This is a genomic window from Coprococcus sp. HCN-4056 (assembly GCF_037892645.1).
Taxonomy (GTDB): domain Bacteria; phylum Bacillota; class Clostridia; order Lachnospirales; family Lachnospiraceae; genus Coprococcus; species Coprococcus ammoniilyticus.
In genome coordinates, this window is the sequence record NZ_JBBKBL010000005.1 from 69,168 (window position 1) to 90,029 (window position 20,862).

Annotated in this window: 16 protein-coding genes and 1 tRNA gene; 2 read left to right on the plus strand and 15 right to left on the minus strand. The window is 41.7% G+C overall.

Going from position 1 to position 20,862, the window contains the following annotated elements:
• Positions 1-13: 13 nt before the first annotated feature.
• The 13 genes from WKT03_RS08735 to WKT03_RS08795 all read right to left on the minus strand — a co-directional run bounded on the left by WKT03_RS08735 (position 14) and on the right by WKT03_RS08795 (position 13,624).
• Entirely contained in the window at positions 14-844 is an 831-nt protein-coding gene (locus WKT03_RS08735; RefSeq protein WP_008401134.1) for a PTS system mannose/fructose/sorbose family transporter subunit IID, read from the minus strand.
• A complete protein-coding gene (locus WKT03_RS08740) occupies positions 834-1,628 on the minus strand; it encodes a PTS mannose/fructose/sorbose/N-acetylgalactosamine transporter subunit IIC (RefSeq protein ID WP_021943611.1) in 795 nt (264 codons plus the stop codon). Before WKT03_RS08740 ends, WKT03_RS08735 begins: the two co-directional genes overlap by 11 nt.
• Positions 1,629-1,650: 22 nt before the next feature.
• Entirely contained in the window at positions 1,651-2,118 is a 468-nt protein-coding gene (locus tag WKT03_RS08745; protein WP_340391603.1) for a PTS sugar transporter subunit IIB, read from the minus strand.
• A gap of 36 nt (positions 2,119-2,154) precedes the next feature.
• A complete protein-coding gene (locus WKT03_RS08750) occupies positions 2,155-2,565 on the minus strand; it encodes a PTS sugar transporter subunit IIA (protein WP_008401129.1) in 411 nt (136 codons plus the stop codon).
• Positions 2,562-3,689 carry an SIS domain-containing protein gene (locus tag WKT03_RS08755; protein ID WP_340391605.1) on the minus strand — a complete coding sequence of 376 codons (1,128 nt, stop codon included), beginning with the start codon at positions 3,687-3,689 and terminating at the stop codon, positions 2,562-2,564. The genes WKT03_RS08750 and WKT03_RS08755 overlap by 4 nt, the downstream gene beginning before the upstream one ends.
• 209 nt (positions 3,690-3,898) lie before the next feature.
• Positions 3,899-4,990 carry a GGDEF domain-containing protein gene (locus tag WKT03_RS08760; protein WP_340391606.1) on the minus strand — a complete coding sequence of 364 codons (1,092 nt, stop codon included), beginning with the start codon at positions 4,988-4,990 and terminating at the stop codon, positions 3,899-3,901.
• A gap of 265 nt (positions 4,991-5,255) precedes the next feature.
• Positions 5,256-5,825, minus strand: coding sequence for an indolepyruvate oxidoreductase subunit beta (locus tag WKT03_RS08765; protein ID WP_008401121.1), 570 nt, complete (start codon positions 5,823-5,825; stop codon positions 5,256-5,258).
• Positions 5,825-7,564, minus strand: coding sequence for an indolepyruvate ferredoxin oxidoreductase subunit alpha (gene iorA / locus WKT03_RS08770; protein ID WP_340391608.1), 1,740 nt, complete (start codon positions 7,562-7,564; stop codon positions 5,825-5,827). Before iorA ends, WKT03_RS08765 begins: the two co-directional genes overlap by 1 nt.
• A gap of 98 nt (positions 7,565-7,662) precedes the next feature.
• Positions 7,663-9,144 carry a zinc ribbon domain-containing protein gene (locus WKT03_RS08775; protein ID WP_340391610.1) on the minus strand — a complete coding sequence of 494 codons (1,482 nt, stop codon included), beginning with the start codon at positions 9,142-9,144 and terminating at the stop codon, positions 7,663-7,665.
• A gap of 158 nt (positions 9,145-9,302) precedes the next feature.
• Entirely contained in the window at positions 9,303-11,138 is a 1,836-nt protein-coding gene (locus tag WKT03_RS08780; protein WP_340391612.1) for a vWA domain-containing protein, read from the minus strand.
• Between the two features lie 176 nt (positions 11,139-11,314).
• Complete coding sequence (locus tag WKT03_RS08785) at positions 11,315-12,130, minus strand: hypothetical protein (protein WP_021943604.1); 816 nt, start codon at positions 12,128-12,130, stop codon at positions 11,315-11,317.
• Entirely contained in the window at positions 12,127-12,645 is a 519-nt protein-coding gene (locus WKT03_RS08790) for an RNA polymerase sigma factor (RefSeq protein WP_008401115.1), read from the minus strand. Before WKT03_RS08790 ends, WKT03_RS08785 begins: the two co-directional genes overlap by 4 nt.
• Positions 12,646-12,775: 130 nt before the next feature.
• On the minus strand, positions 12,776-13,624 hold the full coding sequence (locus WKT03_RS08795) for a hypothetical protein (protein ID WP_021943602.1): 849 nt from the start codon (positions 13,622-13,624) through the stop codon (positions 12,776-12,778).
• 183 nt (positions 13,625-13,807) lie between these two features.
• On the opposite strand from WKT03_RS08795, the gene WKT03_RS08800 reads away from it, so the two are divergent.
• Positions 13,808-14,554 carry a GTP pyrophosphokinase gene (locus tag WKT03_RS08800; protein WP_117785307.1) on the plus strand — a complete coding sequence of 249 codons (747 nt, stop codon included), beginning with the start codon at positions 13,808-13,810 and terminating at the stop codon, positions 14,552-14,554.
• Between the two features lie 69 nt (positions 14,555-14,623).
• Positions 14,624-14,697, plus strand: a tRNA-Arg gene (locus tag WKT03_RS08805).
• A 196-nt stretch (positions 14,698-14,893) separates the two neighbouring features.
• Here WKT03_RS08805 and WKT03_RS08810 read toward each other — a convergent pair.
• Together WKT03_RS08810 and WKT03_RS08815 are read right to left on the minus strand one after the other, a co-directional pair.
• Complete coding sequence (locus WKT03_RS08810) at positions 14,894-18,706, minus strand: EAL domain-containing protein (RefSeq protein WP_340391615.1); 3,813 nt, start codon at positions 18,704-18,706, stop codon at positions 14,894-14,896.
• A gap of 292 nt (positions 18,707-18,998) precedes the next feature.
• Positions 18,999-20,837 (minus strand): ABC transporter ATP-binding protein, encoded by a 1,839-nt coding sequence (locus WKT03_RS08815; protein WP_117785305.1) that lies wholly within the window; start codon positions 20,835-20,837, stop codon positions 18,999-19,001.
• Positions 20,838-20,862: the final 25 nt, after the last annotated feature.

Below are 20,862 nucleotides of genomic sequence, written 5' to 3' on the forward strand. Positions count from 1 at the left end.
TACTACCTCCTTTTTAACCAAGGAAGCCAAAGAATGCTCCTGCTATTCCAAGTACAAGCATGATCAACATAATAAGCAACGGATTAACTTTCTTCTTCAATAACCAGTAAGTAACTCCAAATAGCAACAGCACCGGAAGGCCCGGGACAATGCCATTTAACAGATCCTGAATTGTACTTGCTTCTTCGCCGCTTCCGATCTGCGTTACAAAATTAATCGACGTCATATCCATCGTCATGCCGCCAACTACCATAATACCCATGATAGAGGCTACTTCCATAACTACTTTCATCAAACCGGATTCAACAATCTTTGCCATGGATTCACGACCCATTTTATATCCAAGGAATACTCCAAACCATCTGCAGAGATATGCCGGAATGTTAAAGATCAAAAGGAAGAGAATAGGTCCGAGAATGTTCCCCTGCAAGGCAAGTGAACATCCGATTCCTGTTGCGATTACCTTGATCGTGCCCCAGAACAGAGAATCGCCGATTCCTGCTATAGGTCCCATTAATGCTGTTTTTACTGCGCCAATCGAATCTGTATCAAAATCTGCATCCTGTGCATTTTCCTCTTCCATTGCGGCTGTGATACCCATCTGAAATGTTGCAAGATAATGGCTGGTCTGATATAACGTCAGATGACGCTTCATAGCAGCTGCCAGATCCTTCTTATCCGGATACAGTTTCTTTAAAACCGGATACATGGAAAAACAAAATCCTACATTTCCCATTCGTTCATAATTCCATGTATGTTCATATGTGATCTCTCTTAAAAACACCTTTGTGAGATCTTTTTTCGTAACTACCTTATCGTAGTCTGCATGTATCTTAGAACTCATCAAAATCACCTCCGTTATCTGCGGTTTCAACTACCGGTGCTGCCCCCTGTTGCTTGTCTCCGAATATGCCGAATGTTACTCCGATTATCACAATAAGTACGGCAAAAATCGCAACTCCTGTTGTGGATATTCCAAGGTATGATACCAGGAAAAAGCCAAGGAAGAAAAATGGTGCAACCTTGCGATTCATCATCTGCTGTGCAAGCATTGCAAAACCAAGTGCAGGAAGCAGTGCTGCTGTTATATCCATACCGGACTGAACAAATTCAGGTATTTTACCAAGAAGTGCTGTTACTGCATCACTGCCAAAATAAAATGCAAGTGGGATGCAGACAATACCAAAAAGATTCTGAAGATATCCTGCGATCAGATAATCTCTGTTAAATGCCCGTATATTACCTTTTTCAGCATCACGGTCACATTTGTGGATCATAACAAGCATCAACGGCTGGCAGATACCGGTATTTGCCGCAAGCATTACGGTTGCGATCGGAATACCAAGTACTAAAGCTGTTTCCGCTCCGGCTCCTGACTGAATCGCAAGTGAAACACCGAGCACAGTGCCTGCGATCAGATCCGGCGGATTATATGCACCGATCGATACGGCTCCTACAAGTGCAAGTTCCATAGTTGCACCCATAATAATACCGGCCGGAAGATTTCCCATTACCAGACCTACTAACGGTCCAAGAACGATCGGTCGCTGCAGGCAGCTTGTACCAAGCAGCCATTCTGAATAACCAAGCAGGCCGATCAGAAAAATAAGTATTGTTTTTAATATCATAATCTGTCCCTCCATTCATCCGTTAAAACAGCGATTTGCATTTAATTACTTTATCAGCCGGGATCATCTGAATAAATACATCAACGCTATCATCAACCATCTCTTTTACCAGAGCCAGCTCGGCTGCATCCATATATGCGCTTCTACCATATAATTTTGCATTTTCATGGTATGCAATGTTGCCGATATTTAATGTCTTTTCTCCTGTAGCTTCAATGATTGCTTTGGCTATTTCTACCGTTTCACAGATGATAAATAATTTATATTTATCAGTTATCCCGCTTTTCAATGCCTCTACAGCTTCCGCTGTATTTTTTACTACAACCTTTGTTCCGGATGGTTTCGCCATCTTTAGTGCATTTAATCTCAGTGGATCATTTTTAACCGTGTCACTGACCAGCAGCAGGCAATCTGCCCCTAATGATGCTGTCCATGACACTGCTACCTGTCCATGTAAGAGACGATAATCAACACGAATTGATTTAATCATATAAACCTTCTCCTTTCTTTTCTGTTAATACACAGATTAAAAATCATCATCATCATACGTTGCATTTACTGTATTACAATAAACCATCATATCTTTAGCCTCTGCAACCGCACTTTCAATTACAGATGCTGTATCCTGATCCTCTGCACTCAACAGGATACCGATCACTGCAGCCAGATTCACACCGGCAACAACATGTATCCTTGGATCAGACAATAATGCGGATGCATTATTATTCACACTTCCGCCTAAAAGATCTGTCATTATCACAATCTCTGCCTCTGAATTCGCTTCAACAATTCTCTTTAATTCCGGAAGCGGATCCGGGCATTCATCTGTATAAGCATTGATACAGGTCAGATTTTCCTGTGTACCTGCCAGCATTTCAATCGTTGTCAACATTCCTTCGGCCATCTTTCCGTGTGTTGCTAAGACATATTTTCTCATCCGTTTTCCTCCCTTCTGCTCCTTTCAAGCTTTTCTTTCATAATCCTGTCATAGTCTTCTGTTTTTGGCGAAACAGCCTGTTCCATCCGGGAAAACAGCGGATGACAAGTAAAATTATTTTTTTCTTTTGTTACATGAGCCGCTATATATTGAAACAATGCAGCTGTATATAACGGCGTGATCTCTGCCGGAAGCCGGCATGGCATCCGAATCTGTCCATCTCGTTTATCGTGAACCTGATCCGTAATCATATAGCAACGTTCCGTGATCAACGATGTTGCTTTATAAATATCATACAGTCGATCAGAGGCTTTACCACAGTCTATAAAGAAAACCGAATAATCCGGAGTTAGCTGCATATCCGGTCCATGTATAAATTCTTCGCTCTCATAATATACCGTCGGGACTTTTAGAGTTTCCTGAAATTTCAACGCTCCCTCTCTGACCGTTGCCAGATTGGCTCCATCGCCGACCAGTATTGCTTTTTCCATACACAACAGATCCTGATATCGTTTTTGTACCAATTCTTTCGCCTGTATCAGGCAAAGCTCCTGCATTTCACAAGCTTTCCGGATCTGGCTTACTACAGTTTCATATTCCTGATCACTGATTTCTTTTTTTTGAAAACCTATCTCCAGTATCATAAGCATCAGAAACTCGATCAAAGTAGAATATCCAAGAGTTACATAATCAATCGTTTCATTCCCAACTCCATACTCCACAAGACGATCCGTGTATCTGCTTGCACTGCCATTCTCATTCCCTGTTAACAAAACAAATGGTTGATGCTCTTTATCCAGCTCCTTCATAATTTCAATTATGTTTGTACTGCATCCACTCTGGGATATTAAAATCGTAAACCGGTTCTTTTCTCTCTCCCGGTAAACATCCAGATATTCCACTGTACTTAATACACTGATATCAAATTTACTGTATTTTAAAAGAAATGGTCGAGCTGCATATGCTGCATTCAGGGACGATCCGGATGCGATCAGACATATATCTTCTTTGTCCTGATCCAGATACCAGTCGCATATCTTTTGGGTAAGAGACTTTCTTTTATCAAGATTATCTTTCATGATACGACCGGAAACCTGAATATAATATTCCATATCCTTCTCCATTTTCATCTCCTTTTGTGGTTCTTTTTGTGAACCACTTTGTAAACATAATATACCACCTATCAACTGGTTTTGCAATACCAGTTTTATATTTTTTTATACCAATTTGAAAATATATAAAAAACAGAGAAATTGGCATACTTGTAGTACCAATTTCTCTGTTTTTTAGATATCACTGTTTTTAAATTACTGATTTCTTTTTTTTAATTATCTTATTCGCTCACAACGGTTCGGTTACGTCCGGCTTCCTTCGCCTGATACAGCGAATTATCTGCCCGATTGAACCATGCCTTTGCACTCTCTCCTTTGGAATATTCCGCAACACCACAGCTACAGGTGATTCCACTGTTATTCATGAACTGGAAGTAGTAGCATCGGAATTCTGTTCTTACATCCTCTACTACATTGATAACCTTCGGCAGTTCAATATTATTGAACAGTATAACAAATTCCTCTCCACCGTAACGGAATGCAAGACCATAGTCTTTGGATTTCTCCTTTAGCATCTTACAAAGTGCCTTGATAACCACATCACCATTGCTATGTCCGTATGTATCATTTACATTCTTGAAATGATCGATATCAAAAATCGCAATATATGCTTTCTCTCCGTTTTCTTCTGTACGCCGGATTTCTTTCTCCAGGCTCTCCTCAAAGGAACGTCTGTTATATAATCCCGTCAGCGGATCTTTACGAAGCTCTGTCATAAGATTCATCTGACGAACTGTGAAGTTACCGATGGATTCCATCAGCTCTTTCGTATGCATATTCAACAGGAAGGTTACCACGCTCAAAACTAAAACCAGCCCAAATGAAGCTGTTACATACGCCCCAAAGCTAATCTCCTTCCACTCAAACAGGCTATACAGACGGATATCATTAATGATCAGACTGCAGAATGTCAGAAGCGTCATCACCAGTGTAATATTCTGATTCGCAAATACGGCTGTGATCACGATTGAAACCATAGGCAACAGCGCCAGTACGATCGCATCATAATGTTCAAATGCCGGAACAATAAAGATCACAAACATCATCATGGATACCAGCCAGTCAGCTCCGTTCTCGGTCAGTTTGTTTTTTTTCAAAACATATAAGGTTCCGGACAACACCCCTGCATATATGACAAGTGGAATTGCTACATATAACCCCATATACGCTCCCCGCGCCATTCCCAAATCTTTTTTTACCAGACATATGATTACTTCCACAACCATGAACATGATCGCAACCGACAGAAATACCTTCCACAACAACAACTGCCATTTTTTACTGATATCAACATTTATTGTATCATTATTCATTACGAATTCTCCTTATACGTTTCCACCAATTTTCTTTTCGCATGAACGCACCCACTTTTTTGATTTTACACTATATAAGCCATATCGTCCACAATTTTTTGTCAAAAGTACCTAAAAATCGACATTTTTTGTTCCAATTATTATACATAATGTAAAAATACCTCCTGTACATATCTGCATGAACTGTTTCTTATGTACAAAAGGTATTTTCCCTGACGGTTTTCACAGATGCTTCTGTAATAAACCATTTATTTAATTTTAATCTTTATAATGCATATCCGACTTCAAATGCCTTCAGGTTCATCTCAACTGTCTTTGGAGGAACCGTTGCTTTGATAACCTCTACCCATTTGTCATGGTCAAAATCCATATGTTTTGCAGCAACACCGATAATGATCGTATTAAATACTTTTGGATTGCCAAGCTTCTTCGCCTCTGCCATCGCATCGATGGAGATCACCTTATGCTTCTCTGACAATGTCTCTAAGATGTGTTCCGGATATTCTGCCTGACCGGTTACAACTGTGATCGGATCGATTCTCTGATCATTTGCAATAATTACGCCGTCCTTCTTCAGAAAATGAGCATAACGCATAGCTTCCAGCTTCTCAAATGCGATCAGAACATCTGCATGACCTTCTTCTACGATTGGTTCCGCAACCTTCTCACCATATCTTACATATGTAACAACACTACCGCCTCTCTGGCTCATACCATGAACCTCGGAGAGCTTTACATCATAACCTGCTGCTGTCGTGATACCACCGAGGATACGGCTTGTAAGAAGAGTTCCCTGTCCACCGACACCAACTATCATAATATTCTTTACAGCCATTAGAATTCCTCCTTTTCGATTGCATCAAACTTACAACGCTTCATACACAGTCCGCAACCATTACACATGGTCTCATCGATCTGGATCGTTCCATCCGGCTGCTTGATAACTGCCGGACATCCCGGCTTTAAGCACATACCACACTTCTTACATTTCTCCGGGATAGCTCTGCATACACCTGTTGCCTTGGTTGTCTTTAAAAGAACACAAGGAGACTTGGTGATAATAACAGAGATCTCATCCTTTGCAACTTCCTCTTTGATCAGCTTCTTTAAACCGTCAATGTCAAATGCATTGATCTCATGTACACTGTCAATACCGATCGCCTTGCACAATTTATAAATGTTGATCGCATATGTAGGTTCACCCTGCAAGGTCTTACCGGTCGCTGCATGATCCTGATGACCTGTCATACCGGTTGTTGAATTATCAAGGATGATAACGGTTCCTGTGCCCTTGTTGTAAACCATATTCATCAGAGAGTTTACACCTGTATGCATGAATGTGGAATCACCGATAACCGCAACCCAATTCTTAATATAATCTTTTCCTTTTGCCTTTTCCATACCATGTAAGGTGGAAATGGAAGATCCCATACATACGGTTGTATCAATTACGCTAAGCGGCGCAACTGCTCCCAGTGTATAGCATCCGATATCTCCTGCTGCGTGGATCTTCAGTTCGTTTAATACTGAAAATACACTTCTATGCGGGCATCCCGGACAAAGGATAGGTGGTCTAGGTGCAACCTTGGCAGGTTCTTCCTGCTCAACCTTCTCGCCGAGGATCTTCTCTCTTAACATATTTGCACTGTATTCACCCTGAACGGTCAAAAGCTCCTTACCTACTGCATCGATGCCCCAGGCTCTTACCTGTGTCTCGATATGAGGCTCTAACTCCTCAATAACATACAGCTTATCAACCTTTGCCGCAAAGTCTTCGATCAACTTTCTAGGAAGCGGATTTACCATACCAAGCTTTAATACGGAGGCATTTGGCATTGCTTCCTTTACGTACTGATATGGAATACCACTGGTGATAACACCAACGCTGGTATCATTCATCTCTACACGATTGATCGGCATATCCGCACCGTCTGCTGCCATGTCCTTTAATCTCTGTTCTACAAATACATGACGAGGGATCGCATTACCCGGCATCATAACCATCTTCTTAATGTCTCTCTCGTATGGCTTGTCTTCTACTTCTACTCTGTCATTTAATTCAACAACGCCCTGTGAATGTGCCAGTCTGGTTGTTGTACGGAGCATGATCGGAGTATCGTACTTCTCGCTGCATTCAAATGCATACTTTGTGAACTCCTTTGCTTCCATACTGTCAGATGGTTCAAACACCGGAATCATCGCTGTCCTTGCTACCAGTCTGGAATCCTGTTCATTCTGCGATGAATACATACCCGGATCATCGGCTGCTACTAAAACCATACCACCCTTTACACCGGTATATGCTGCTGTAAATAATGGATCTGAAGCTACATTCACACCTACATGCTTCATTGATACGATTGAACGGACACCGGCAAATGATGCTCCGATCGCAACCTCTGTTGCTACTTTTTCATTTGGAGACCATTCTGCATATATCTCAGGATATTTTACAATATTCTCACTGATCTCTGTACTTGGAGTACCCGGATATGCTGCTGATACCTTTACACCGGCTTCATACGCGCCTCTGGCGATCGCTGCATTACCGAGCATTATCTTTTTTTCACCCATTAATTTATCCTTCCTGTCATTTCTCATATTTGCCTTTTGGCAACTCTAATGCTTTATTATACAAGAATTATCAATAAAAGGGAAGTGCTTCTATACGCTTAAAAATAAAAATCGTAATCTATATCCGGAGAAATCTCCACAAAATCAGAACCATTTGTAACATAAACCGTGCATGTGTTACTTTCAACATCCAATTTAAATGCAAATTTATCATAACCGTCTTTTATATATTTCACTTCCGGATACTCGCCGAGCACAGCGTCAAACTCTTTACGGAAAGCTGCAGGAACCTTTGCCATACCGGTTTCGGATAATATGACATATTCATTATCAACATCACTCTTATAAAAGCTTTCATAAGCATCTATATCAGATAATGCTGTCTGTAATGCGGTACGAATGCTATCCGCATTTGAAATATCTCTGGATCTATTTACCTTTTCCATATATTTCTTAAATGATGGTATCAATGCATCCTCAACACCGGGAATCAGATAATACTCTCCTTCATATTCATATGCATAAAGATGATCACACATATCATTTACATTAATTCCTTCACCCTTTAATGCGTCTTTTACATCCTTCCAGTCAAAATAATCTCCTCTTACAGACAGATCATAAGAAATATCTACTCTGTAAATCTTTTTCAGATCCAGATTGTAATCTTCTGCTTTTTCTTTTACGAGAGCGTAAACCTTGTCAACATCATATCCTTCTATCTCTTTTTCGCCCAGTTCATCATATACATACTGAATCACATCTTTAACGTCAACCTTCTTAACCTTTTCAACCTTGAAATCATCCAGACTGATCTTAACTCCTGCATCGTCTGCCTCATCATAGGCATCATCGATCATATCATCGTACTCATCGTCAAAATCATCTCTGAACTCCTTAAGGTCATCGAAATCTGCTCCATCCGCTCTCATAGCATCGACAGCGATATCTTCGATCAGCCCCTTTGGCGCTGTAGCTTTCACAAGTTCTTTGACCTTCAGTTTTTCAATATACCCTGCATAATCCTTAGCCGCACTTTTAATTTTGCTCTTGGCGATCATTCCTCTTCCAAAAAACAGGAAAAATAAAACTGCTGCCAATACGACCGCCGCTGCTATACCGACAATCAACATTATAGATTTTTTCGATTTCTTCTCTCTGGATTTCCCGGATTTCGGCATTTTGGAAACAGGCTGCTCTACTCCCGGATTCATACTATTTTGGTCATAGTAACCCTGGGGCATACCATTTGGATCATAATAGCCCTGTGCTGTGCCATTTGGATCATAGTAACCCTGTGCCATGTCATTTGGAGCATAATACCCCTGTGCTGTGCCATTTGGGTCATAGTAGCCCTGTGCCATGTCATTTGGAGCATAGTAGCCCTGTGCCATGTCATTTGGAGCATAATACCCCTGTGCTGTGCCATTTGGGTCATAGTAATCCTGAGACATTCCGTTTGGCGCATAATAGCCCTGTGCTATTGCTTCTGCGCTGTCAACCTTCTGTGAACTTCCACAATATCTGCAAAAATTTGCATCATCATCCAGTTCAGCTCCGCATTTCAGACATTTTTTCATTTTCTTTTCCTCCTGTATGCTCTCCTACTCATAATAGTAAACAGTAAATCGATTATATACTGCAATGATCTTATATATGTTAGCATATATCAGAGAAAAAAACACCTTTTACGGCTTATATTTATTATGAATTTCGAGTATAAACAACCGGCCGTCCGTTAATCGCACTGCCACATCTGTGCTGCCGGTTCACGTTGAGGTATTTTCTCCGTCTTCCGCACCAGTTCAAGAAACTGACTCCGGTATAACTGGTCGTTGCTTGCCTGAGCCATGTTTCTTTCATCCGTCTGAACCGTGATTCCTGCTTCCGCAAGTTCTTCCACCATCTTATACGTCGCTATTCCTTTATATGCGCTGTCCGTAAGCAGCATTCCATATACCGCAACCGCCGATGCAAAGCTCAGGTCATGAGACATTCCCTTTTGACCGCTTTCTTCCTTTATAACGGCTGTTTCCAGTGTGCTCTTATCTCTATCCGGTTCTTTGTAACGGATATTCACGGTTGCCAGTTCGCCGGAATAATTTGTACTCTGCTTTTTCGATGTATATTTTGTCTCTGCCTCCGGCACGTCAAATTCCGAATCGACCGGAACCACCTCATAGAGTGCAGTCACCACATGACCGGCTCCGATCTCGCCGCCATCCACCGTATCATCTGCAAAATCTTCTGCAGAAAGCGTACGGTTCTCATATCCGATCTGCCGATAACCTTTCACCTGCTCCGGATTGAATTCAATCTGCATTTTGACATCCTTTGCAACCGTATATAAGGTTCCACCCATTTCGTCAACCAGATCCTTCTTTGCTTCATAGACAGAATCCAGATACGAGTAATTACCGTTTCCGTGATCTGCCAGTGCTTCTAATTTGTTATCCTTCAGATTATCAGAGCCAAATCCCAGAACGCTCAAGAATATACCGCTGTCCTTCTCCTCAGTGATCAATCCTACCAGATCACTCTCGCTTGTCAGCCCGACATTCAGATCCCCATCCGTCGCAAGGATCACCCGATTATTTCCGTCTTTTATAAACTGCTGCTCTGCGATCTCATATGCCGTGATCAGTCCCGCACTTCCATTTGTGCTGCCGGATGCTTCCAGCGAATCCAGTGCCTCGCATATCGTATAGGCCTCCGAACCTGCCACGCCATTTAGAACAACCGTATCCGAACCCGCATATGTAACAATACTGATCCTGTCGTTCTCATCCAGATTCTCTGCCAGCATTTTAAATGCTTTCTGTGCCAGCGGCAGTTTATTTTCCTCATACATAGAACCGGATGTATCGATCAGGAATACCAGATTGGATGCTTTCTTCTCACTCATATCGATCGCGGCCGTATTCAGTCCTACCATCATCAGCTTTGTATCTTTATTCCATGGACAATCCGCATATTCCGTATATACTGCAAACTTCTTCCCAGCCTCCGGGCCTGATACATAGTCATAATCAAAATAATTAATCATTTCTTCGACCCGGACTGCTCCTGCAGGCGGCAGCATTCCTTCTTCGATATAACTTCTGATATTGCTGTAGGAAGCTGTATCACAGTCTGCCGCAAATGTTGAAAGCGGGGAATCTTTCGTAGACACAAAACGGTGTTCTTCCTGATAGTCATACTCTCTGGTATCATAACCGGATTCTCCATATCCGATTTTTGCATATTCAGAATTTGATGCACTGTCCGTTACGGAATTATATGTATCGGCAGCCGAAACTGCACTATCATAAGCCCCTTCTTCTATACCTTCCGACACAGCCATATTTTGCTGTGACTGTCCGGATTCCGCTATATTTTCTTCAAATTCCTCTTTTATGGCTTTCTGTCTGTATCTTTCTGCGATGCTCTCCCGCTCCGTACCTGACCGGCTTTCCGTTCCCTGTCGTTCTCCATGCGTGCCTCCTGTTTCTTTCCCGCTTCCGCAGCCTGCAAGACAGCCCGCCATCATGCAGGAGATCATAACCACACTTACCATCCGCCTGATTTTTCTCATAAAAAATACCCTCCTTATCTTAGTCACTATCCGATATCTGCATAATTTCTGCTCTGACCACCTCCGCCGTTATCAATCGTCGAATGTGAAAACAAAATTTTACAGCTATCTATTCTCTTTATGACTAAGATACGGATGGGTATCCTCTTTTTATGGAATTTTTTCTTACAGATCAACTACTGTCTGCTTAAGATCCATGCCTGTCGTTCAGAATCATATCGGAGAAGTGTACCTGTTACTTCTTCCCCTACCGAAAATGTCTCTGCTTCTTTCGGCTGCAATACGATGTCCTGACCGGTTATTAATTCCCCGGATGCATCAGATACCTGCAAGAGTTTTGCGACATATTTTTGTACCGCATCCGGCTCTGCTGTTACAATCTCTGTGATCTGAAGTGTAACTGCTATATTACTCATTTCCTGCCATGCATCCATATCAGCTGATTCCGTCACCTGAAGATCTGTACATCCAGCATTTTGCAGTGCATCTGTCTGACTCGTTGTATGGCCTGCTTCCGCCTGAACACCGGACGAATCTCCACCGGCTCCATTCATCTGTATATCTTCTGTTGTATTCTGTGTCGGTCTGTTGGCAGTTTCATTCTGTACTGTCTCCGGTATGGAATCCGCTGTTTCATCCACATAATCTTCCGCCTGATCGGATATATTTGAATTCTCAGCTGCATCCAGCCCATCATTTGAAACATCTGTTGTCCTACCCGCATTTATTTCTTTCGAATGTCGCTTAGAATCAGACAGCAACGGTGTCACGATCACTGCTGCCAGAAGAACCGCTGCGATTGCAAGAACCGGAATTACATATTTTACCTTTGAGGTTTTCTTTTGTTTTTCTTCTACATCCTTTGCTTCACGGTCAAGTCCTGCTTCGATCCGATCCCACAGATCCGGTGCTTCTGCATCGATTCGGTTCAGATAAGCTTCTATGAATCTGTCTTCTTCCGTCTGTCTGTTCTTATTCTGTTCATCTCTCACAGCCTGCACCTCCTTAATTTTTGTATTGCCTGATTATAGATCCATGTGATCGTTCCGATCGGTCGCCCTTTCATTTCCGCGATCTCTTTAAATGTAAATCCTCCGACTACCTTCAGATCCAGAATCTCCTGCTCCTCCGGCTTTAACGTGGCAACTGCCTGCTTCAATGTCAGATTCTCCACTACCTGACTCTCCATCGTCTTTCCTTCGTCTCGCTCCGGCATTTCATCCACCAGCATTTCACGATCGATCTTTCGTATCCGGTCGATCGCCATATTCTTTGCGATCGTCACAAGCCATCTCTTATGACCGGTTCCCTTCTTATAACTGTCTGCGATCCGATAAAGCTTGATGAAGAACTCCGATGTCACATCCTCCGCTTCCTCTCTCTGCCGGATCGTATCATAGACCACCGCAAAGATCAGCTTCAAATATTCGTCATACACTGCCCGAAGGCTCTCCCTGTCTCCCTGTGCGATCGCAGACATATATTTTCCAAATTCTCTGTCTGTCATTTGTCTCTCCCTATAACCGCTATACGTTTTTACCCCTGTTTTTTATGGAATTTTTCCGATTTTCTATTACTGTTCATCCCACTTCAATTTGCTAATATTCTGTCCGGCTTCATATATACCCAATTCTCTATTATTCAAGAGGCTGTACTGCCAGCAGTTCCATCACGTACCCCTTCTTTCGTTCCTTCCATGCAAAAGGCCAGAACAACCGCCGCTCCGCTTCGATCCGGATATCAAAATCCTTATGCATTCCGATGTCATGACGAAGCTGCAACGCACCTTCAATATCCTCCGGAACAAACTTCTCCCACTGATCCATAGCGGATTCATTTACAACTGCCCATTCTAACCCGAACACCATTAATTTCTCCGTCAGCATATAGATTACATCATTTGTCCGGGTAACCGCGGCTTCGTTTAATGCCCGGATCGCATTCTCGATCATCTGCAATTCTTCCTCGTCATAATTCTCCCGATACATATATAACAGGCCTGCAAATCTCGCATTCAACTGGCTGTGAAGTCCTACGCAGACGCTGTAGTCAAACCTTCGTCCAATATCCGGCAATACCCTGTGGCTGTTGTCAAATGCAACCTGTTTCAAATGCTCGATCACGATCTCTGCCTCTTCACCCTCTGCAAGCAATGCTTCAAACATTTCATAAGTCTCAAGCTCTACATTCCAGAAAGGAAGATCCACACAAATAACATCTGTTCCCTCCAATCCATAGGTCTTACACGCCTGTACAAGTCCCTCTGCATCCCGATCGATCAAAACCAGCTTAAATCTCTCTGCAAGTCTTGCCAGATCGATGTCATTTGACCGTCCTGCTCCCCATATAGCAAGAACAGGCTTACCCCCTCCTTCGGCCACACAATTTTCTTCTATAAAGTCTGTCAGCTTCTGTCGGTATCCCCGCCACTCTTTATAAGCATTCGGAAGAACCTCTGATGCAATCAGCCGATCCAAATATCTCATATAATTCACTTCTTTCTCGCATTATGCCGGCTTGTGCAAGCACATTCCGTCGCAATGCTCATTTTATCACGTTTTTATAGTATACTCTACCTTTAAAATGTAGTAGAATAATATGGATGATATTATTTTGTCTATTCATGCAAATTGATTAAATAAAGATTGCCTAAAACAGAAACGGAGATTATGAATATGTCTGCTAAAGATAATAATACAAATACAAATATATACAGAAGCTATATCGATGCACTTCTATATCCGGAGCAGAATCCTTTTATAGAAGACATGAAACGATTCGAGGAGCTTATGATGATGTACTCCTGTGCGATCAAGGAAGTTCAGACCAAGCTGGATGTATTAAATACAGATTTCAGCGTTCGCTACAACCGAAATCCGATTGAATTTATCCAATCGCGCATCAAGAAACCGGTCAGTATCGCAACAAAACTGTCTTCAAAAGGATGTCAGGTATCTGTAGAAAATATCGTATATAATTTGAATGATGTTGCGGGACTCCGTGTTATCTGTTCCTTTATCGATGACATCTACGCCGTTGCAGAGAAGCTCATCAGTCAGAATGACATTACTCTGATTGAGGCAAAAGACTATATCAGCCATCCAAAGCCAAATGGTTACCGTAGTCTTCATCTGATCATAGAAGTTCCTGTCTTCTTTGCCGACCATACGAGAAATATGCGGGTAGAAGTTCAGATCCGTACCATCGCGATGGACTTCTGGGCAAGTCTTGACCACCAGCTCCGTTATAAAAAGGATGTCGCCGATCCCGAACTTATCTCCGGTCGCTTAAAACATTGTGCTGATGTTATCTCTCAAACAGACCTCGAAATGCAGGAGATTAAAAATATGATCTATGGAGATGGTGCTCAGCCACAGATCAAATTGTGTCTTGAAAAAAATACAGAAAATTTTTAAGAAAATCTTAGATTTTGTTTGACAAATTTATAGAACTGGTATAGAATACTATCTGTTGTTGAACAACATGTGTATGTAGCTCAGCTGGATAGAGCACTTGGCTACGGACCAAGGTGTCGGGGGTTCGAATCCTCTCATGCACGTAAACTGAAACAGGTTTGCTTCAAAAAAGCAAACCTGTTTTTTTATTCCAACACCGTCACCTACGAACAGCCTTTTTATAATTCAAAAAGCCCCGGCAATCTTTCCCTGACAGATGAAACTGCTCACAACGAAATCTTAATTCGTCATTTGTCGTGGGGCAATTCCATCTGTCAGAAATAGTCTGCCGGGAATTATTTATAATCTTGCTGCGAGAATCTGACGTTTGACCTCCTGTCCATTCAGGATAAACTCTGCACGACCGTTCTCCAGTTGTATATTCTTTTCAAGTGCTCCGATATCTGAATTGAACTCTGTAACGGCATTCGTTCCAACATCAGCATTGGAACAGTACAGCTTGGCAGACATGACCGAATTACCAAAGGCAACCGCTGACTTGCCCTGTACCACGCTTTTAACTGCTGCATATCCGATATAGATATCCGTTTTTCCTGCACGGCATCCAATGCCATAACATTCCTTTGCACGGATATTCGACGAGATATTTACATTTTCCAGACGAACCATACAGCTGTTACCGGCAATCGTTCCGATACCGGTTATAACATTACCTGCCCCCTGAAGCTTTGCCGATATATTCTCAAGCTTAATATCTGCATCACCATTTACAGATCCAATGATCGTACCGTTTGATATACCGGAATAAATATCCATGTCGCAGTATTCTATAAACAATTCGGAATCACCGTTTACAGATCCGATACAGGCTCCTTCCTGACCTTTCATATCAAACTCATAATGTCCGCGTTTGATATTGATAACACCGCCAAGTCCGGAACCAATACCAATGCCCTTCATACCATTTGCATTGATGATGATTCCACCATCCTGATAGAAGTTGAGTTCGCCATGATATTCATCCAATGAATTACCAATACCAAAGTATCTTCCCGAATTCAGATTGATCGTCAGATTACCGTCTCCTACAACCGTAAGCACTGAACTGTCCGGAACTCTGATACCTCCTGTACGTAGTTCGTTTTCTCCAGTAATCTGAAGATTTACATTACACTTCTTACCGATATCAATACACGGAATTCCGCGTTCTCCCGCAAGACTGACATTCTCAAGTATGATGGTGCCACGGAATCCATCTTCTACAGACATCAGTATATTTGGCTGGAAACCAACAGAACCTTTGATTATGATCTTTTTATTAATTCCCCGCGCTTTTTTAACCTTAATGCTTGTATATTTATTAGCGGCAAGCTGTACCATGGAAACCGTATCATTATAATCCGTCTCATATTTTTTCTTATACAGTCTGGCATTCAGGCTCTGATTATATTGAACAATTTCATTCATCACACGCTCATCGATTGAACGCACAACATACGGCTGCGGCCTTGATGTATAATAACCCTGAATCAGATCAACGCCCAACTTAATAACCTCCCGCAGCTCCTGTGTCAATTCAATTCCCTCTGCCAGCGTCAGAATATCATTATCATGCGCAAATTCTATAATATCCTTTACAAAATGCTGTTTCTGGATATCTTTGTGTATATCTGTCATAAGCATACGATCGATTTTTACAAACCGAGGCATATACCGAAGCAGATTATTTACATTGGAATAACCGGAACCATAATCATCAATAGCTGTCTCAATGTTCATCTTTGCAAAGGAGTTCTTCAGTTCCTTTAACTGATCATCCCCCATCTCAGTTTCTTCTGTAAATTCAACAACAAGCTCTCCTGCATGCTGTTCCATAATCTCAGTTAATTTCTTCTTATCCTTACCTGTCAGCTGATACCCCGGAATACTGTTAATAAATACTTTCTTACCCTCAAAATCCTGAGAGTGTTCCTCTATGTAATCAACCACATTAAAAAATGTCGCTTTTTCTATATCATATAAACGATTCAGACGATCTGCACTTTCCAGCATATCAAGCGGCGAAATCTTACGCTCTGTGTCCGCACGCATTAGAGCCTCATATGCATAAACATCTCCTGTTCTGGCATTGATAATTGGCTGGAAATGATAAACAAACCGGTTATTATCCAGAATAAATTCCATCAAATGATCATCCGCTTTCTGTTTATCCGTCAGAACACCTGCCCTTTCCTCTTTTCCTTGCTCTATGGCTTTCTTATTGTTCTTCACATTGATAGTTTCATTGATCAGATGATCCAGGGCTTCCGAACCGGAGATCATATCACAACGGATACCCGTGCAGATTTCAAGCTCATAGGCCTCTTTACGCAATTCATTATACTGCTTTATCTTATCCGACAGACTTTTGATAAATCCCTCTCCGCATGTTTCATCAGATGCTTCAACCGGGAATGCAACAACGAATTCATCATTACTGATACGGGCACATATAGCATCATCATCCTGACTTTCCGATATCAACTGTGCCAATTTCAAAATAGCAGCATCCCCTGCTTTTCTTCCATAGCTTGCATTGATATCCTTTAATTTATTAATATCAATCGCGATCACTGCTATTGATTTACCATCAAATGTCGCATTTTCGCAAAGCTCATTTCCCTTCTGTAAGAAGCCCTTATAATTATACAAGCCGGTCATTGCATCACGAATCTGTGTTGCTTCCATCTGACGCAACAACTCCCGCAGACCATTCTGACGATAAAACGCTTCCATACTCTGCATAATACTCTTTAACCAGTTTATGTAAACCTCTGTAAACTGTGCTTCTGTATCTGTAAAACCAATAACTGCATAACCAAAGCTTCGGTTATCAAAATACAATGGTGTAAAGAAAAATGTCTCCGGACACTCTCTTTGCTCAGATAGTTCCGGTATCATCTCTTTCATTTCAAATATGTCATCAAAGCTGATACGATTGTCTGTGTGTTCACTCGGTCCACATTTTATGATACGATATATCTTGTCCGTATATCCGTTAGAACGCATTGCATCCTCACTGATCATAACCTCCGATGAATTCCAGTAATCATTCATGCATATACTAAGCGAATGGAATGGCCGCACCTGATATACATGCTGAAATATCGTATTGAAAAAACTTCTGTGATCCCGTTCAGATAACAAATCCTCCATAAACTTGTTATAATAAGATGAGTATCCCATCTTCGCATGATCCGTATTCCAGAAATTCTCTTTTTCATCAAAATATTTTTCCGGCTGCATTTTCCCTTCGCATCCGCAGCTTGTCCCCTGAAAGATCACGGATTCTGATTCAAATTCCGGTATCGGTTCTTTCTCAAAGGATGCATGGATATATTTCGCACAATATCTGCCGCATTCTCTGGCCGGAATATCAGCGGATGTTAACTTGCATTTCAGGTTTTTCCCTTCTTCGGTAGAATCGTAACCAATCACTGCTACCTGCTCCGGTACATGAATATGATTACTGAATAATTCCGCCGCTACCCCGATTGCCATACAGTCATTTGCACATGCGATCGCCTCCGGAAGTTTCTCTCTGGAATCCAGAATCAGCTTCACAACCTCTTTGCCGGAATCATACCAGTAATTGCCATAATAAATATTATTCGGATCAACCGGAATTCCATGCTCCGTCAGACTGTCTCTATATGCCTGTTCTCTCTGTATGGAATGAATATGATTCTTCCACCCGTCTAAAAACATAATATCGGAATAGTGATGAACCTCGATCAAATGATCGATCAATTTCTTATATGGTTTATAATGATTTATCTTTACAGTCGGGAAATAACGACTGTCCTTATCTACGAAAAGAACAACTCCTGAGAATGCCTCGTGAATTTTGTCTTCTAACCGGGTTGCTATATCGGTTGCCTGAATGGTATCCGGAAGAACAATGATCGCATCAAATGCATCCCATTGAATCAGATTATAAATATTCGAATCCCCAATCTGTCTATACAGCGTATCCTGAAATCTTAAGTACATGGAAAATACACATATATCGTATCCATAGACATATGCCTCCTCCATTAATCCTTTCATAAACAGGCTCTGTGAATTCTCTTCTGCCTGCGCGATAATAACTCCAATTTTTCTGCGCTCCATATATGCTCCCCTCTAAAATACAAAATCCTTTTTCAGTTTAGCATAATTAAGCAGAAAAGTATATAAAAATGACTAAAAAAAGTTTATATCGCGTTATTTTCTGTACATTTTATACAATTTCGACATAGTATCACATAAAAAAATATTATTTGTCATATTATAAATAACAGTCCTGTAAAGAAAAAACAGTCCTGTTCTTATTCGAATAAGAGAAGTTCTTGTAATCAAATAAGAAAAGCAGGACTGTTCTGTACTTGTTCATATTTTGTTTTTTTATATCTTATATACTGCGCTAAGATACCTGTTCAAACTGTGAATTATATAGCTCTGCATAAAATCCGTTCTGTGCCATCAGTTCCTCATGGTTACCCTGTTCAATGATATCGCCATCCTTCATGACCAGAATGATATCTGCATTTTTGATCGTCGATAACCGGTGAGCAATAACAAAGCTTGTTCTGCCCTTCATCAGATTATCCATTGCACGCTGAATGCTGTGTTCTGTTCTGGTATCAACGGAAGATGTCGCTTCATCCAGGATCAGAACCGGATTATTTGCAAGAATTGCTCTTGCAATCGTAAGAAGCTGTTTCTGTCCCTGTGAAATATTCGTCACTTCCTCATTCAGTTCCATCTGATAACCACCCGGAAGTGCCGAGATAAATCGATGTGCATGAGCTGCCTTTGCTGCCGCAATTACTTCCTCATCCGTCGCATCCAGTCTTCCATAACGGATATTCTCCATGATCGTCCCCTTAAACAGCCATGTTTCCTGAAGAACCATACCGAGAGCATCACGAAGCTCTCTTCGATTATATTCTTTAACATTGTGACCATCTAACAGGATGGCTCCTTCATTTACATCATAGAACCGCATCAGAAGCTTAACCATAGTGGTCTTACCTGCTCCGGTCGGACCAACGATCGCTACCTGTTTGCCCGGATCAACATGAACACTGAAATCATGAATAATGATCTTCTCAGGATCGTATCCGAACTTCACATGACGGAAATCCACTTCACCCTTTATATCCTCGACAGAAGCAGGATGCTCAACAACCTGAACCTCCTCTTCTTCCTCTAACAGTTCAAATACACGTTCCGCCGCTGCTGCCATCTGCTGCATCATATTTGTAACCTGTGCTACCTGCTGGATCGGCTGTGTAAAATTCTTCACATACTGGATAAATGCCTGAATATCACCGATCGTGATCGTACCACGAATGGCAAGAGCCGCACCAGAAATAGCTACGCCTACATATCCGAGATTACCGACAAACATCATAACCGGCTGCATCAGACCGGAAAAGAACTGGGCTTTCCATGCGGATTTGTATAAGACTTCATTTGTCTCATGGAATTCCTTTAAGGTTGTTTCCTCTTTGTTAAATGCTTTGATTACCGTATGTCCGCCATAAACTTCTTCAACCTGTCCGTTGATATGTCCGACATACTCCTGCTGCTGTTTGAAGAAACGCTGTGACTTCTTAATGATGATACCCATTAATGCCACACTGATCGGCAGGATGATAATTGCGATCATCGTCATAAGCGGGCTGATCGTAAGCATCATGATAAATACACCGATAACAGTCGATACCGAAGTAATAAGCTGTGTGATACTCTGATTTAATCCGTTTCCCATCGTATCAATATCATTTGTAATACGGGATAATACCTCACCATAGGTTCTGGATTCAAAATACTTAAGTGGCATACGGTTGATCTTCTCAGATACATCCTTACGCATCTTGTAACATAGCTTCTGGGTTACACCTGTCATGATGATACCCTGTGTAAAGTTAAATAATACACTTAACAGATACAATCCCATACAGAACAGGAGAATCTTACCGATATAGGTGAAATCGATTCCGCCGATTCCATTTATCTTCCGCATAATGCCTTCTGATAATGCTGTCGTTGCCTTACCGAGTACCTTCGGGCAGACAACATTGAATACTGTACTGAACACCGCAATGACCATGACCACGATCACTGCCGGCAGATATTTTCTTGAATAACGAACCAGCTTCGATATGGTTCCTTTAAAATCCTTTGCTTTCTCGCCGCCTCCCATTCCAGGAGGTCCCATATGTCGTCCACCACGTCTTGGTCTGTTTTCTTCCATGTCTGTTACCTTCCTTTCCTGAGTT

Bases quoted from the DNA above. Each gene is read 5' to 3' on its own strand.
- WKT03_RS08735 (WP_008401134.1), bottom strand. From the start codon at position 844: ATGAGTTCTAAGATACATGCAGACTACGATAAGGTAGTTACGAAAAAA.
- WKT03_RS08740 (WP_021943611.1), bottom strand. From the start codon at position 1,628: ATGATATTAAAAACAATACTTATTTTTCTGATCGGCCTGCTTGGTTAT.
- WKT03_RS08745 (WP_340391603.1), bottom strand. From the start codon at position 2,118: ATGATTAAATCAATTCGTGTTGATTATCGTCTCTTACATGGACAGGTA.
- WKT03_RS08750 (WP_008401129.1), bottom strand. From the start codon at position 2,565: ATGAGAAAATATGTCTTAGCAACACACGGAAAGATGGCCGAAGGAATG.
- WKT03_RS08755 (WP_340391605.1), bottom strand. From the start codon at position 3,689: ATGGAGAAGGATATGGAATATTATATTCAGGTTTCCGGTCGTATCATG.
- WKT03_RS08760 (WP_340391606.1), bottom strand. From the start codon at position 4,990: ATGAATAATGATACAATAAATGTTGATATCAGTAAAAAATGGCAGTTG.
- WKT03_RS08765 (WP_008401121.1), bottom strand. From the start codon at position 5,825: ATGGCTGTAAAGAATATTATGATAGTTGGTGTCGGTGGACAGGGAACT.
- iorA (WP_340391608.1), bottom strand. From the start codon at position 7,564: ATGGGTGAAAAAAAGATAATGCTCGGTAATGCAGCGATCGCCAGAGGC.
- WKT03_RS08775 (WP_340391610.1), bottom strand. From the start codon at position 9,144: ATGAAAAAATGTCTGAAATGCGGAGCTGAACTGGATGATGATGCAAAT.
- WKT03_RS08780 (WP_340391612.1), bottom strand. From the start codon at position 11,138: ATGAGAAAAATCAGGCGGATGGTAAGTGTGGTTATGATCTCCTGCATG.
- WKT03_RS08790 (WP_008401115.1), bottom strand. From the start codon at position 12,645: ATGACAGACAGAGAATTTGGAAAATATATGTCTGCGATCGCACAGGGA.
- WKT03_RS08795 (WP_021943602.1), bottom strand. From the start codon at position 13,624: ATGAGATATTTGGATCGGCTGATTGCATCAGAGGTTCTTCCGAATGCT.
- WKT03_RS08800 (WP_117785307.1), top strand. From the start codon at position 13,808: ATGAATATGTCTGCTAAAGATAATAATACAAATACAAATATATACAGA.
- WKT03_RS08810 (WP_340391615.1), bottom strand. From the start codon at position 18,706: ATGGAGCGCAGAAAAATTGGAGTTATTATCGCGCAGGCAGAAGAGAAT.
- WKT03_RS08815 (WP_117785305.1), bottom strand. From the start codon at position 20,837: ATGGAAGAAAACAGACCAAGACGTGGTGGACGACATATGGGACCTCCT.